This is a genomic window from Streptomyces sp. NPDC043878, assembly GCF_056435735.1.
In genome coordinates this window covers 56,015-69,451 of record NZ_JBWKDW010000006.1, presented here as the reverse complement: position 1 = coordinate 69,451, position 13,437 = coordinate 56,015, and the positions used below count along the sequence as shown (strand labels likewise).

General features: G+C 68.8%; 10 protein-coding genes and 1 tRNA gene. 8 read left to right on the top strand and 3 right to left on the bottom strand.

Features of this window, described 5'->3' with window-relative positions; all coding sequences use genetic code 11:
- Window positions 1-46 precede the first annotated feature (46 nt).
- Together bagA and bagB are read left to right on the top strand one after the other, a co-directional pair.
- On the top strand, window positions 47-1,024 hold the full coding sequence (gene bagA / locus AC07AZ_RS10640; RefSeq protein WP_478845974.1) for an ATPase BagA: 978 nt from the start codon (window positions 47-49) through the stop codon (window positions 1,022-1,024).
- Window positions 1,025-1,217: 193 nt separating this feature from the next.
- Window positions 1,218-2,648 (top strand): ATPase BagB, encoded by a 1,431-nt coding sequence (gene bagB / locus AC07AZ_RS10635; RefSeq protein ID WP_478845972.1) that lies wholly within the window; start codon window positions 1,218-1,220, stop codon window positions 2,646-2,648.
- A gap of 17 nt (window positions 2,649-2,665) precedes the next feature.
- Here bagB and wblA read toward each other — a convergent pair whose 3' ends face one another.
- Window positions 2,666-3,004: a transcriptional regulator WblA gene (gene wblA / locus AC07AZ_RS10630; protein WP_362943536.1), complete on the bottom strand. Its 339-nt coding sequence runs from the start codon at window positions 3,002-3,004 to the stop codon at window positions 2,666-2,668.
- A 408-nt stretch (window positions 3,005-3,412) separates the two neighbouring features.
- Here wblA and AC07AZ_RS10625 point away from each other — a divergent pair, with 408 nt between their 5' ends.
- Window positions 3,413-5,686 (top strand): transglycosylase domain-containing protein, encoded by a 2,274-nt coding sequence (locus AC07AZ_RS10625; RefSeq protein ID WP_478845970.1) that lies wholly within the window; start codon window positions 3,413-3,415, stop codon window positions 5,684-5,686.
- Window positions 5,687-5,912: 226 nt separating this feature from the next.
- On the opposite strand, the gene AC07AZ_RS10620 is transcribed toward AC07AZ_RS10625, so the two are convergent.
- Window positions 5,913-6,377 carry a GatB/YqeY domain-containing protein gene (locus AC07AZ_RS10620; RefSeq protein ID WP_478845968.1) on the bottom strand — a complete coding sequence of 155 codons (465 nt, stop codon included), beginning with the start codon at window positions 6,375-6,377 and terminating at the stop codon, window positions 5,913-5,915.
- Between the two features lie 93 nt (window positions 6,378-6,470).
- Between AC07AZ_RS10620 and AC07AZ_RS10615 the strand changes: the two genes are divergently transcribed.
- The 4 genes from AC07AZ_RS10615 (at window position 6,471) to AC07AZ_RS10600 (ending at window position 10,580) form a co-directional block, all read left to right on the top strand.
- On the top strand, window positions 6,471-7,400 hold the full coding sequence (locus AC07AZ_RS10615; RefSeq protein WP_478845966.1) for a metallophosphoesterase: 930 nt from the start codon (window positions 6,471-6,473) through the stop codon (window positions 7,398-7,400).
- A 432-nt stretch (window positions 7,401-7,832) separates the two neighbouring features.
- Window positions 7,833-8,618, top strand: a complete 786-nt coding sequence (locus AC07AZ_RS10610; protein WP_478845964.1) for a Pr6Pr family membrane protein — start codon at window positions 7,833-7,835, stop codon at window positions 8,616-8,618.
- Window positions 8,619-8,652: 34 nt separating this feature from the next.
- A tRNA-Pro gene (locus AC07AZ_RS10605) sits at window positions 8,653-8,726 on the top strand.
- 600 nt (window positions 8,727-9,326) lie between these two features.
- Complete coding sequence (locus AC07AZ_RS10600; RefSeq protein ID WP_478845962.1) at window positions 9,327-10,580, top strand: hypothetical protein; 1,254 nt, start codon at window positions 9,327-9,329, stop codon at window positions 10,578-10,580.
- Here AC07AZ_RS10600 and AC07AZ_RS10595 read toward each other — a convergent pair.
- Window positions 10,510-11,352 carry a PE-PGRS family protein gene (locus tag AC07AZ_RS10595; protein ID WP_478845960.1) on the bottom strand — a complete coding sequence of 281 codons (843 nt, stop codon included), beginning with the start codon at window positions 11,350-11,352 and terminating at the stop codon, window positions 10,510-10,512. The two genes, AC07AZ_RS10600 and AC07AZ_RS10595, sit on opposite strands and share 71 nt — an antisense overlap.
- 710 nt (window positions 11,353-12,062) lie before the next feature.
- Here AC07AZ_RS10595 and AC07AZ_RS10590 point away from each other — a divergent pair.
- Window positions 12,063-13,436 carry an SNIPE associated domain-containing protein gene (locus AC07AZ_RS10590; protein WP_478845958.1) on the top strand — a complete coding sequence of 458 codons (1,374 nt, stop codon included), beginning with the start codon at window positions 12,063-12,065 and terminating at the stop codon, window positions 13,434-13,436.
- The last annotated feature ends 1 nt before the right edge of the window (window position 13,437 follow it).

The window sequence follows — 13,437 nt, the reverse complement described above, 5'->3', positions numbered from 1 at the left end:
ACAGCCTCCCGCGTAGCACGGACGCGGACTGGTTAGGCTCGAAGACGTGAGCAGGCTCCAGGTCGTCAGCGGCAAGGGCGGGACCGGCAAGACGACGGTCGCCGCAGCCCTCGCGCTGGCCCTCGCCACCGAGGGGAAGCGGACGCTTCTCGTCGAGGTGGAGGGTCGGCAGGGCATCGCGCAGCTCTTCGAAGCGGAGGCGCTGCCTTATGAGGAGCGGAAGATCGCCGTCGCTCCCGGGGGCGGGGAGGTGTACGCCCTCGCCATAGACGCGGAACAGGCCCTTCTGGACTACCTCCAGATGTTCTACAAGCTGGGAAGCGCCGGACGGGCCCTGAAGAAACTCGGCGCGATCGACTTCGCCACCACCGTCGCGCCCGGGATCAGAGACGTACTCCTCACGGGCAAGGCGTGCGAGGCGGTGCGCAGAAAGGATAAGTCGGGGCGTTTTGCCTACGACTATGTCGTCATGGACGCGCCGCCCACCGGGCGCATCACCCGCTTCCTGAACGTCAACGACGAGGTGGCCGGGCTGGCCAAGATCGGGCCGATACACAATCAGGCGCAGGCCGTGATGCGGGTGCTGAAGTCGCCGCAGACGGCCGTGCACCTGGTGACGCTGCTCGAGGAGATGCCCGTCCAGGAGACCGCGGACGGGATCGCCGAGCTGCGCTCCGCACGGCTGCCGGTCGGGCGGATCATCGTCAACATGGTGCGGCCGCAGGTGTTGGACGCCACCGATCTGGAACTCCTGCGGAGTGTGCCGCGCACCGCCGTCGCCAAGTCGCTGTCCGCGGCCGGGCTGGGCGGGGCCCGGCGGGGTGGGAACGCCGAGAAGCTGGTGGACCCGCTGCTCCAGCAGGCGGAGGAGTACGCCGAGCGGCACGAGTTGGAGCACGAGCAGCGGGCCGTCCTCGGCGAGCTGGGACTGCCGCTGGACGAACTGCCGCTGCTGACGGAGGGCATGGACCTGGCCGGTCTGTACGAACTGGCCGGCGAGCTGCGGAACCAGGGCATGGCATGAGGCCGTTCACCCTTCGGAAGCGGCACCACGAGCAGCACGGCGGACGGCACCGCGAGCAGCACCACGGACAGCACCACGGACAGCACCGCGAGCAGCACCACGAGCAGCACCACGGACGGCACCGCGGACAGACGCGGAGCACGGTCCGCAGTACGAGTCGGGCGCATCGGGAGCAGGGGAAGCAGGGGATGTCATGAGCCGTCCGGAACCGGCCCGCGCGCAGGACTCCGCGGCCCGCGGCCTCTCTCCAGCGCGCGTGCTCGACGTGGATCCGCTGATCGACGACCCGAGGACCCGCATCGTGGTGTGCTGCGGCTCGGGCGGGGTCGGCAAGACGACCACGGCCGCGGCGCTGGGGCTGCGCGCCGCCGAGCGGGGACGCAAGGTGGTGGTTCTCACCATCGACCCGGCCCGCCGGCTCGCCCAGTCGATGGGCATCGACTCGCTGGACAACGTGCCGCGCCGGGTGAAGGGCATCGACGACTCCGCGACCGGCGAACTGCACGCCATGATGCTCGACATGAAGCGGACCTTCGACGAGATCGTCGAGGCGCACGCCGATCGCGAGCGGGCCGCCGCGATCCTGAACAACCCCTTCTACCAGTCGCTGTCCGCCGGTTTCGCCGGCACGCAGGAGTACATGGCGATGGAGAAGCTGGGGCAGCTGCGCGCGCGGGACGAGTGGGACCTGATCGTCGTGGACACCCCGCCGTCCCGTTCGGCGCTGGACTTCCTGGACGCGCCGAAGCGCCTCGGGTCCTTCCTCGACGGGCGGCTGATCCGGTTGCTGACCGCCCCGGCGAAGCTGGGCGGGCGGGCCGGCATGAAGTTCCTGAACGTCGGGATGTCGATGATGACCGGCACCCTCGGCAAGCTGCTCGGCGGGCAGCTCCTGAAGGACGTGCAGACGTTCGTGTCCGCGATGGACACCACCTTCGGCGGGTTCCGTACGCGTGCGGACGCCACGTTCAAGCTGCTCCAGGCGCCCGGCACGGCGTTCCTGGTGGTCGCGGCGCCGGAGCGGGACGCGCTGCGTGAGGCGGCGTACTTCGTGCAGCGGCTGGCCGCCGAGGACATGCCGCTGGCCGGCCTGGTACTCAACCGGGTCCACGGCAGCGGCGCCGCCCAGCTGTCGGCCGAGCGGGCACTGGCCGCCGCGGAGACACTCGACCTGGACGAATCCGCCTACGCGGAAAATCTTGAAGAGCCCCGCATTGTGGATCAGGACGGCGGGAAAGCTGGACTTCGTAACTCTCCCGAAACGTACGGCAGTTCAGAACAGCCCGCACCCGAGCCGGCATCCGGTCCGTCACCGGGCCGGGCGCCCGCGTCAGCAGCCGGCCCCGAAGAAGCACCCGGCCCCGATCCAGCGCACGACACGGCGTCCGAGTCAGGCTCCCCCGCCCAGCTCACCGCAGCCCTGTTGAGGCTGCATGCCGAGCGCATGCGGCTGCTCTCGCGTGAGCAGCGCACGCGTGACCGCTTCGGCGCGCTCCACCCCGAGGTGGCCGTGGCCGAAGTGGCCGCGCTGCCGGGCGACGTGCACGACCTCGCGGGACTGCGGGACATCGGCGACCGGCTCGCGGCCGGGCGGCCGGAGCTGCCCGAGCCTGCCGGAAGCTGAGCCGGGAGGGTGCCCTCTCAGCCCACCGCCGCGTAGTTCTCGTACACCTCGTCGTCGTCGAGGGGCAGGATGCCGGCCCCCCGCTCGTACTCCGTGCGCGCGGTCTCGAGCAGCCGGCGCCAGGACGTCACAGTGGGCCGCCTGCGCAGCAGTGCGCGGCGCTCCCGCTCCGTCATGCCTCCCCACACGCCGAACTCGACGCGGTTGTCGAGCGCATCGGCCAGGCACTCGGTGCGTACCGGACATCCGGTGCACACTGCCTTGGCCCTGTTCTGCGCTGCTCCCTGAACGAACAGTTCATCCGGATCGGTAGTGCGGCAGGCCGCCTGCGCACTCCAGTCGGTTACCCAGCCCATACCGGCGCCGTCCTCTCCCGAATCGAGGCTCCCCCACGGCGGCAGCGGCATATTCACCGCCGCCAGTTGAGGACGTTACGGAAGGCGGGGGCAGCGCAACACCCCCTTCGGGCCCAATCTTGAATGGCCCGAACGGACTATGGGTAAGCGGCAGATCACCCGGGGGAGTGAGCTGGCGACATACATGACCTTCCCGGCAAAACGGGACAGTTATGTTGCGTCACAACGGGCGCCAGGTGACACACAAGGCGGATTCGGACACGCCCTCCCCAAAAAAGTTGGGGTACTTCCGGAACGATTCGGGGTCGCCGGACGTATTGATACGTGGACCTGCTGCTGTGACAGTTGAGAGCAGCTTAGGCCAAGGCATATACGCGTGTCCGGCGAATGAGAACGTAGGCTGCCCCCATGCCAAAGAAGCGTTCGGGCGGTGGTCTGTCGTCAACGCAGCAGGCCGCCAAGTTCCTCGGGGTCAGTGTGCTCGCTGGAGCCGTGATGGCCGGCATCGCGTTGCCCGCGGCCGGTGCGCTGGGCCTCGCGGCCAAGGGATCGGTCGAGGGCTTCGACGAGATCCCGGCCACCCTGAAGAGCCCGCCACTGAGCCAGCGGACCACGATCCTCGACAGCAAGGGCCACCAGATCGCCACGGTCTACTCACGTGACCGCACGGTGGTCGGCCTCAAGGACATGTCGCCGTTCATACAGAAGGCGATCGTGGCGATCGAGGACGCACGCTTCTACCAGCACGGCGCGATCGACCTGAAGGGCGTCCTGCGCGCCCTCAACAAGAACGCGCAGAGCGGCGGGGTGTCCGAGGGTGCCTCCACGCTCACCCAGCAGCTGGTGAAGAACGTCTTCGTCGAGGAGGCCGGCGACGACCCGACGAAGGTCGCCCAGGCCACGCAGCAGACCCTCGGCCGCAAGGTCAAGGAACTGAAGTACGCGATCCAGGTCGAAGAGGAACTCGGCAAGAAGAAGATCCTCGAGAACTACCTGAACATCACCTTCTTCGGCGAGCAGGCGTACGGCGTAGAGGCCGCCGCCGAGCGCTACTTCTCCAAGCACGCCAAGGACCTGAACCTCCAGGAGTCGGCGCTGCTCGCCGGCATCGTGCAGTCGCCGAGCCGCTACGACCCGGTCAACGACGAGGCCGAGGCCACCAAGCGGCGCAACACCGTGCTGCAGCGCATGGCCGAGGTCGGTGACATCTCGCGGGCGGACGCCGCCAAGGCGAAGCAGGCCCCGCTCGGCCTGAAGGTCAGCGAGCCGAAGAACGGCTGCATCACGGCGGTCAACGGCGCCAGTTTCTTCTGCAAGTACGTCGAGAAGGTCTTCCTCAGCGACCCGGTCTTCGGCAAGACCAAGGAGGCCCGCGCCAAGGTGTGGAACCGGGGCGGTCTGACGATCCGTACGACGCTGGACCCGCAGGCGCAGGCGTCGGTGCAGGCCTCACTGAAGGACCACGTCTACAAGTCCGACTCGGTCGCCGCCGCCGCCACGCTGGTGGAGCCCGGCACCGGCAAGATCGTCGGCATGGGCCAGTCGAAGCCGTACGGCTACAGCAAGAACGAGACGGAGTACAACTACTCGGTCGACGCGGCGATGGGCGGCTCCAACTTCGGCTTCCCGACGGGTTCGACGTTCAAGCCGTTCGTGGCCGCGGCCGCGCTGGAACAGGGCCGGCCGGCGACCCAGGAGTTCTCGTCGCCGTACGAGATGGAGTACCCGAGCCCCGTACAGACCTGCGAGAGCAAGCCGTGGACCAACCAGGGCGCGCAGAAGGTCTCGAACGAGAGCGAGTCCGAGGTCGGGCCGTACCGGCTGAAGGAGGCGATGGCCAAGTCGGTCAACACCTACTTCGTCCAGATGATCTCCGACATCGGCCTGTGCCCCGTCGTCAACATGACGGACAAGCTCCAGGTCAGGCAGGGCAACGGCACCAAGCTGCCGGAGCGGCCCGCCATCGCGCTCGGCTCGGTGGGCCTGTCCCCGCTGACGATGGCGAGCGCGTACGCCGCCTTCGCCTCCCGCGGCATGTACTGCACGCCGATCGCCATCGAGTCGATCACGCAGAAGGTCGGCGACGCGCAGAAGTCGATGCAGGTGCCGAAGTCGACGTGCTCGCGGGCGATGAGCGAGAAGACCGCGGACACGGTCAACACCCTGCTGCGCGGAGTGATCGACTCCGGTACGGGTCGGCAGGCCGGTCTCACCGACCGCGAGAGCGCCGGTAAGACGGGTACGACGGACGAGCGCAAGAACGCCTGGTTCGTCGGCTACACCCCGAACATGTCGGGCGCCGTCTGGGTCGGCAGCGCCACCCAGAAGGTCCAGATGCGGCAGATCAGCATCGGCGGCGTCTACCACGACCTCGTCTACGGCGGTCAGGTCCCGGGCCCGATCTGGAAGGACGCCATGGCCGGCGCCCTCGCCGGCAAGAACGTCGAGTCCTTCAACCTCGTCAGCATCCCCGATCCCCCGAAGAACAAGGACAACGGCGACGACAACGGGGACGGCAACGGCGACGGCAACAACGGCGACAACAACGGCGGCACGAACGACGGCGGCACGAACGACGGCGGCAACACCTTCCCCGACCCCACCTTCTCCATCCCGGACAACTTCTTCCAGGGACAGGGCAACGGAGGCAACGGTGGCAACGGAAACGGGGGGCGGGGCTGAGGCGGTGGACAGCCTCCAGCCGCCGGCCAGGTGACGGTGTGAGCGAGGGCGCCCTTCCTGTCGTACGACGGGAGGGGCGCCCTTGTGTCTTCTCAGCCGAGGCGGCCTGTCGCCGGGGCGGCTCGGGTCGCTTGTCGCCGGGGTGGCTCGGGTCGCTTGTCGCTGAGGTGGCCTGGTTTCTGCGGTGGCCTGGTTTCTGCGGCGGCCTGGTTCTCTGCGGTGGTGGTCAGCCGGCCAGGAGCTGCTTGACGACAGCGGCGACGCGGCCGCCCTCGGCCTGACCGGCGACCTTCGGGTTCACGATCTTCATGACCGCGCCCATGGCACGCGGTCCCTCGGCACCGGCCGCCTTCGCCTCCTCGACGGCCTGGCCGACGATCCGGCGCAGCTCCTCGTCGCTGAGCTGCTGCGGCAGGTAGGCGGCGAGCACCTCGCCCTCCGCCTTCTCCCGCGCGGCCGACTCGGGACGACCACCCTGCTCGAAGGCGTCCGCGGCCTCGCGGCGCTTCTTCGCCTCCCTGGTGATCACCTTGAGGACCTCGTCGTCGGAGAGCTCGCGCTTCTCCTGGCCCGCGACCTCCTCCTTCGTGATCGCGGAGAGGGTCAGCCGGAGCGTCGAGGAGCGGAGCTCGTCGCGCCCCTTGATCGCGGCGTTGAGGTCTGCCTGCAGCTTCGACTTGAGCGTGGTCATGGGGTGATTGTCGCAGGTGTCGCACACCCTACGCCCGTTCATTTAAGGGACGGTGGGGCACGGGACACCGGCGGGGTCTGACACGATGGACGTATGCGCGCGCGATACGGAGTACCTCTGGGAGTCGCGGCGGCCAGCGCCGCCGGACTGGTCTACGCGGCGGGCTTCGAGGTCCGCTCCTTCCGCCTGCGGCGAGTGACGGTCCCCGTCCTCCCCGCCGGCATGCGCCCGCTGCGCGTGCTCCAGGTCTCCGACATCCACATGGTGGGCGGCCAGCGCAAGAAACAGCGCTGGCTGCGCTCACTGGCCGGCCTGCGCCCCGACTTCGTGATCAACACGGGCGACAACCTCTCCGACCCGGAGGGCGTCCCGGAGGTCCTGGACGCGCTGGGGCCGCTGACGGAGTTCCCGGGGGCGTACGTCTTCGGCTCCAACGACTACTACGGCCCCCGACTGCGCAACCCCGCCCGCTACCTGCTGGAACGGATGAGCGGAAGCCACGGCCTCAACGGCAACCCGCCCGCGGTCAACGTGCTCCACAACCCGTGGGAGGACCTGCGCGACGGCTTCGACGGCGCGGGCTGGCTGAACCTCACCAACACGCGGGGCACCCTCAAGATCGAGGGCATGTCGGTGGAACTGACCGGCCTCGACGACCCGCACATCAAGCGGGACCGCTACCAGCGGGTGGCCGGCGGCCCGTCCGACTCGGCCGACTTCTCCATGGGCGTGGTGCACGCCCCGTACCTGCGCGTACTCGACGCGTTCACGGCGGACGCCTACCCCCTGGTCCTGGCCGGCCACACCCACGGCGGCCAGCTGTGCATCCCCTTCTACGGCGCCCTGGTCACCAACTGCGACCTGGACGCGGACCGCGTCAAGGGCCTCTCGACACACACGGCGGAGGACCGCACGTCGTACCTCCACGTCTCGGCGGGCTGCGGCACGAACCGCTACACCCCCGTCCGCTTCGCCTGCCCCCCGGAGGCGACACTGCTGACGCTGGTGAGCCGGGAGGGGTGAGGGGCGGGGCTCCAAGGGGGGCGGGGTCGGTCGGTGCGGCTGGAGGGGCTGCGCCCGCAGACGAGGCGACCGGCAGTCGCGGCGGGGCGGAAGGCGAGGGGCCGGTCGGTGACCGGCGGCCGGCGGCTGGTGACTCGCGGCCTGTGACCAGCGACCGGTGGCCGGTGACTCGCGGCCTGTGACCGGCGATCGGTGACTCGCGGCCTGTGACCGGCGATCGACCGATCAGGGTTTCTGGCGTCCGATCCGGGTGGCCGGCGACCGATCCGGGTGGTCGGCGACCGATCGGGTGGCCGGCGACCGATCCGGGTGGCCGGCGACGGTGGAGGGGGCTCGGTCTGGTCGGATCGGACCGGTCCTGGAGGTCAGCCGGGTAACCCACCTGGCTCGCCCGTATCGCCCCATTTGTCGATTCTGCTTAGCGTGAGGGGCATGACCGCCCCGATACCCAGGGACATCCCGGATCTCCCCGCGCTCCCGGGCATTCCCGCGCTGCTGCCCTCGTACGTCCCCGCCTCGGCCGTGGTGGCGCCCGTGCGTCGTCCGCTGGTCGGCGTCTACCGCCTGCTCGTCGCCCTGACGGCGGCCGCCGCCGTGACCATCGACCTGATCCTGGGCAGCCCGGTCCGGGTCCTGAGCCACTTCGCGATCCAGACCACCGTCCTGCTGGCCGTGGTCTTCGCGCTCTCGGCCCGCCGGGCGTGGACGGCCCGCCGCCCCCTGCCGTCACTCGTGACGGGCGCCGTGCTGCTCTACGCCGGCATCACCGGCCTGGTGTACCACCTGCTGTTGGCGGACGCGGCGAGCCCGTTCTCCCTGACGGGCGGCACCACGCAGCCCACGGGCTGGCAGGCGGTCGCCCACCACATCGTCCATACGGTGATCCCGATCGCGGCGGTACTGGACTGGCTGCTCCTGACCGCGCCCGGCCGCCTGCACCTGCGCCAGGCGTCGACGTGGCTCCTGTACCCCATCGCCTACCTGGCGTTCACCTTCGCCCGCGGCGAGCTGATCCTGCCCGGCACCAGGGGGCGCTACCTCTATCCCTTCCTGGACGTCGACCACCACGGCTACAAGAGCGTCCTGGCCAACGCGCTCCTCCTCGGCCTCTCCTTCTACGCCCTCGCCGTCCTCATCGTGGCCCTCGACCACGCCCGCCCGAACCCCACCCGCCACCGCGGCAAAACCGGATTTCGCCTCCAGCCACCGGTGGGCTAAAGTAAACGACGTCGCCGCGACAAGCGGCGACAATCGGGGTGTAGCGCAGCTTGGCAGCGCGCTTCGTTCGGGACGAAGAGGTCGTGGGTTCAAATCCCGCCACCCCGACAGCTGAAACACCAGGTCAGGGCCGGTGCTGGGAGATCAGCACCGGCCCTGATTTGCTTTGCGGGCCCATTTTGGGAGCCATTTGGGAGCCCACTTCGGGGAGCGGCTCCCCGGCGGCTCCCAGCGAGAGGTCTTCCGCCTCGAGTACACCTTGCGCTCCGCAAGAGTCACCCCACGGCTTGTGCCGAGGAGAGAACAGACGGTACGACGATCGACATGCACCGATGGTCTCCGTTAAATGACCGGCAGCTCGCTCTCCTCACCCGCATCGGAGGCGGATCCGACCCCGTCACGTCGGACAGCCCCGAGTTCGCTCTCACCGCCCGCGCGCTCAAGGAGCGGCGCCTGATCACCATGCCCAAGCAGGATGGGAAGTGGCAGGCGGAGATCACTGACGCGGGGCGCTTCTACCTGGAACACGGCCATCACCCGGACCGGCCGGAACCAGCTCAGCGCAGGCAGCGGTCAACGGACTCCGGCCAACGGACACGACCGGCCCCTCCCCCGCAGAAGCAAGTCACAGCCCCGTCCCCGACGAGGCCGGCGCCGCAGCGCGCCGCCAAGCCCCCACAGCCGTCGTCGGCGGAAATCGGAGCCGCCTTGATCGCGGAGGTACAGCAGGCTGGGCGGTTCCTCCGGATCCCCAACCCCAGCGACCAGGAGCGAGCCCGATACCGCAGGGCGTTCGACGCGGCCCGGCAGTGTGCCCCCGAGGGATACAGCCTGAAGTACAGCGGGCGGGCGAAGGGGGACTTCTCCCTCGGCCTGCTCCGGGTGACCGGCGAAGACGAGACCGAGTGGAACCGTATCCGGCTGGCGCGCAGCCGTGTGATCACCGATGTCGAGGACGTGATCGCCGCAGTCAGCGCGGACCACAGCGCCTTCGAGATCTCGGAGGAGGTCCTCCCCCGGGTGCTCTCGCTGCTCCGGCTCCTCGCCGAGGAAGCCCTCGCACGCCACGGCGAGATCGCGGTGTCGAAGAAGCGCAGGCAGCCGAGGCCGCTGCTCACCGTCCACGGCAGGACGTACGAGGTCGGCTTCCGCGAACGGCAGAAGCCGGTCCGGTACGTCCCCAAGCAGCCGGGCCGTCGTACGTACGACTGGCAGCGTGTCGCCCCAGCCCAGAAGTTCGAGCCGTCCGGCGAACTGGAGCTACTGGTCAGCCAGCAATCGGGCTACAGCTACGGCTGGAAGAAGGAATGGGCTGACACAGCCAAGAAGCCGTTGGAGGAGCAGATCGGTTCTGTCTTCCGGGCGTTGAAGGCTCGCGCCGAGGAGCAGGAGCGGGCTCGGCTGGAACGTGAGGCGGAGCAGCAGCGCCTGAGAGAGGAGCGGGAGCGGCAGGAGGCAGAGCGTCGGCGCCTAGAAGCTGAGCGGGAGGAACGCGAGCGGCGCGAGTGGGAGGCCGCCGTCAGCGTGGCTTCGATCAAGGCGGTTCACGCAGTACGGGCGGAGCACTTCGGTACGGCCCTTGAGCGGTGGCAGGCGGCAGGGGAGATCCGGACGTTCTGTGCGGCTCTGGATGAAGCCGCCGCGGCGTCGGAAGACAGCCTCGAAGCCGAGAGGCTGCGAGAGTGGTCGGCCTGGGGGAAGACGGAGGCCGACCGGCTCGACCCCACCCTCAGCGGCAAGGGCTTGGCTTCTCTCAACTTCTATGCGGAGCCGACGGGAGATCAACTGCGGCCGTTCCTCGACGGCTGGCACCCACACCGGCCGGAGAAGGAGAAGAAGCCCGCTACACAGCCGGCACCGGCCAAGGTGGATCCAGATCCGTGGCGCGGTCTCATCGACGCACGTCAGGATCAAGGCTGGCGATATGGACGCCAAGGTCGCGCTCAATGGTGGAGGCGATGACGCCGTGACCGCGGTCGCGTAGGGCCTTGACCGCCTTCTCGACCAGCTCTCCGAGCCGGATGACCTCGGCGCGTAGGGCAACCAACTCGTCGTAGCGGTCGGCCTTGTCCTGGCCGCACCACGCCCGGACGGTTCGCAGGACGGCCGCCTCCGCGTCCAACTTGCGCTCGTCCCGCCGGCTGTAGGAGTACCAGGAGGGCTGCGCACGCTCCTGCTCGATGTCCTGCTGCTTGCGGTCCACCTCCGGAAGGATCTCGTCGGCGAGGCGTCCGGCCACGTGGCGGGCGATGCGCTCGGTGACCGGCCACCCGGCCAGGCACATGCCGTGGCGGTTCTCGAACACCATGGTGTCGCCGCGGAGTTCGGCGACGTCCATGCCGATGAGCGGTGCAGTCTCGTCGAGGCGGCTCAGCTCCAGAACGCCTGCGTCCGCCACCGTTCGACGCAGGCGCAGCCTGTTCTTTGGGCGAACGAATCCGAGGATCATGCGGGCGGCGTCAAAATCCGTGCTGCCCCGGACGTGGCGAGAGGACTCCACCAGCGCCAACTCCGCCGCGTCGTCCGCGCGGAACGTATCGACATCCGCCCACGGTGCTACCAGAGAGCCGGAACTCACCCACTCCTGCAGGCCGGCGGCATCGCCTTCGAGAAACCGCACGTGGATCCAGCCAGACCTGCCGGGGCCGCCCACTCGAACGACCTCCACCTGGCGAACCGCGCTACCCAGATCCTTCGGCCTCGCGCGGTAGGCCCAGTGTTCGCCAATCTCCATGTGCCTATTGAGCCAGGTCTGTTGGACCCAGCACTGGGCGTTTGCCATAACTACAGGCGCAAGCTCCTCATCACCAAGTTGACGCCGCTCTGCCGAGCATCGCGCGAAATAGCTTCCCGGCAGGGGCACAAGGAGGCACAGCAGCACGTCCGGTCATCCGCGCTGCCCCTCGCAGTGTTTCTCACCGGACGACGCTCCCTCCACGTACGAGACTCAGTGGCTCGTCGATGAGTTCGCCGGTCGGGGACTTGGTCGCGTTCCACCTGGAACCCGTGGCCCTCCTCCAGAGAGACCCTCACACATAGTCACAGGATGGTCACGAGATGGAATATGCGGGTGATCAAGTGGCTGATCACCAAGAAAATGTCACTCTACGTTTGCCGGGAATATCCGGCGCCCTGTGTGCTGGGGAGCCGCAGTGGCGAAGGGGGTGGGGAATGACTACTTACCGTTTCAATCCCCCGCCGGGTTGGCCTGTGCCACCCGCGGGATGGATGCCGCCGCCGGACTGGCGGCCCGACCCCTCGTGGCCCACGATGCCGGCGGGATGGCAGCTGTGGGTTCCTGAGGCTGACTCCGCCAGCGACGCCCTCGCTGTCAGCCCTGCCACGGGAGCCTCTGCGGTGCCGACCACGGCCGCTGCCGGGAGCACGACCGCGGTGCCGGCGCCTCGAAAGGGAGGGCTGTTCGGGCGTCGGCGTTCGGATGCCGTGTCCGAGGCCGAAGAACTGCGGGCGTGGATCGCAAGGACACAGGGGCTGGATGCCGCGCAGGTCGCTGGCCTCGTACGGCAGGTCGAAGCGGAGGCCGCTGCACTGCGTGAGCGGACGTCCGCCGAAGCCGCCGAGGAGGCCGAGGAGATCCTCAAGGACGCCCGTGAGACGGCGAAGGAGATTCTCGGCGATGCGCGCCGGACGGCGAAGGAGACCGAGCGGGTCCGCAAGGAGGCCGACCGGCACCGTAAGGACGTATTCGACGCCGAGCGGCGGCTTGCCGAACTGCAGGGCCGGATCGTCAACGCCGACGAGACCGCCATGCTGCAGGAGGCCGGGATCTATGCATACCGGCATGCGCTGCACGACGCGATCGCCTACCGCAGCCGGCTCGACACACTGCAGAACGAGATCAAGGCGCTCGCCCGTGCGGGCCGCGCCGTACAGGCGGCCACGGACTGGACGGTCAACGGCTCCAAGCGCGAGGGCCAGAAGATGGTCCGCGACTTCTCCAAGCTCATGCTGCGCGCCTACAACGCCGAAGCCGACTACGCCGTGCGGTCCATGCGGCCGCACCGGCTGAGCTCCCTCGTCGACCGGCTCTACAAGAGCCGCGAGACGATCGCAAGGCTCGGCGCCACCATGCACATCCGGATCACCGACGAGTACCACAACGCGCGCGTACAGGAGTTGGAACTCACCGCCGACTTCCTGCAGAAGAAGGAAGAGGAGAAGGAGGCCCAGCGCGAGGTACGCGCCCGGGAGCGTGAGGAGGCGGCGGTCCAGCGAGAGCTCGACCGGCAGCGCGAGAAGCTGAACAAGGAACTCGGCCACTACCAGTCAGCACTTGAGCGCCTGCGCGAGCGCGGTGACGAGGCGGGTGTGGCGGAGATGGAGGCCAAACTGGCCGAGATCGAGAACGCTCTGCAGGACGTCGAGTCCCGCGCGGCGAACGTCCGCGCCGGCTATGTGTACGTCATCTCGAACATCGGCGCCTTCGGCGATCGTATCGTGAAGATCGGCATGACGCGTCGACTCGAACCTCTGGAGCGCGTCTACGAGTTGAGCGGCGCAGCCGTGCCCTTCCGCTTCGACGTGCACGCGCTGATCTTCAGCAAGGACGCGGTCGGCCTGGAGACGGAACTCCACCGACAGTTCGCCTCGCAGCGGGTCAACCAGGTCAACAGTCGGAAGGAGTTCTTCTACGCCACCCCGGCGGAGGTGCGCGACGCGCTGCAACGGTTCGCCGGACAGCATCTGATCGAGTTCACCGAGGAACCCCAGGCGCTGGAATGGCGGGCCGGCAGGCGCACGGGTGAAGCCGACGTGCCTGCCGGAGGCGCAGGAGGAGTTGCCGCCCGGACAACGTGAT

Coding starts and splice junctions, on each gene's coding strand:
- AC07AZ_RS10620 (WP_478845968.1), bottom strand. CDS start 6,377: ATGACCACGCTCAAGTCGAAGCTGCAGGCAGACCTCAACGCCGCGATC.
- bagB (WP_478845972.1), top strand. CDS start 1,218: ATGAGCCGTCCGGAACCGGCCCGCGCGCAGGACTCCGCGGCCCGCGGC.
- AC07AZ_RS10615 (WP_478845966.1), top strand. CDS start 6,471: ATGCGCGCGCGATACGGAGTACCTCTGGGAGTCGCGGCGGCCAGCGCC.
- AC07AZ_RS10595 (WP_478845960.1), bottom strand. CDS start 11,352: ATGGAGATTGGCGAACACTGGGCCTACCGCGCGAGGCCGAAGGATCTG.
- AC07AZ_RS10610 (WP_478845964.1), top strand. CDS start 7,833: ATGACCGCCCCGATACCCAGGGACATCCCGGATCTCCCCGCGCTCCCG.
- AC07AZ_RS10625 (WP_478845970.1), top strand. CDS start 3,413: ATGCCAAAGAAGCGTTCGGGCGGTGGTCTGTCGTCAACGCAGCAGGCC.
- wblA (WP_362943536.1), bottom strand. CDS start 3,004: ATGGGCTGGGTAACCGACTGGAGTGCGCAGGCGGCCTGCCGCACTACC.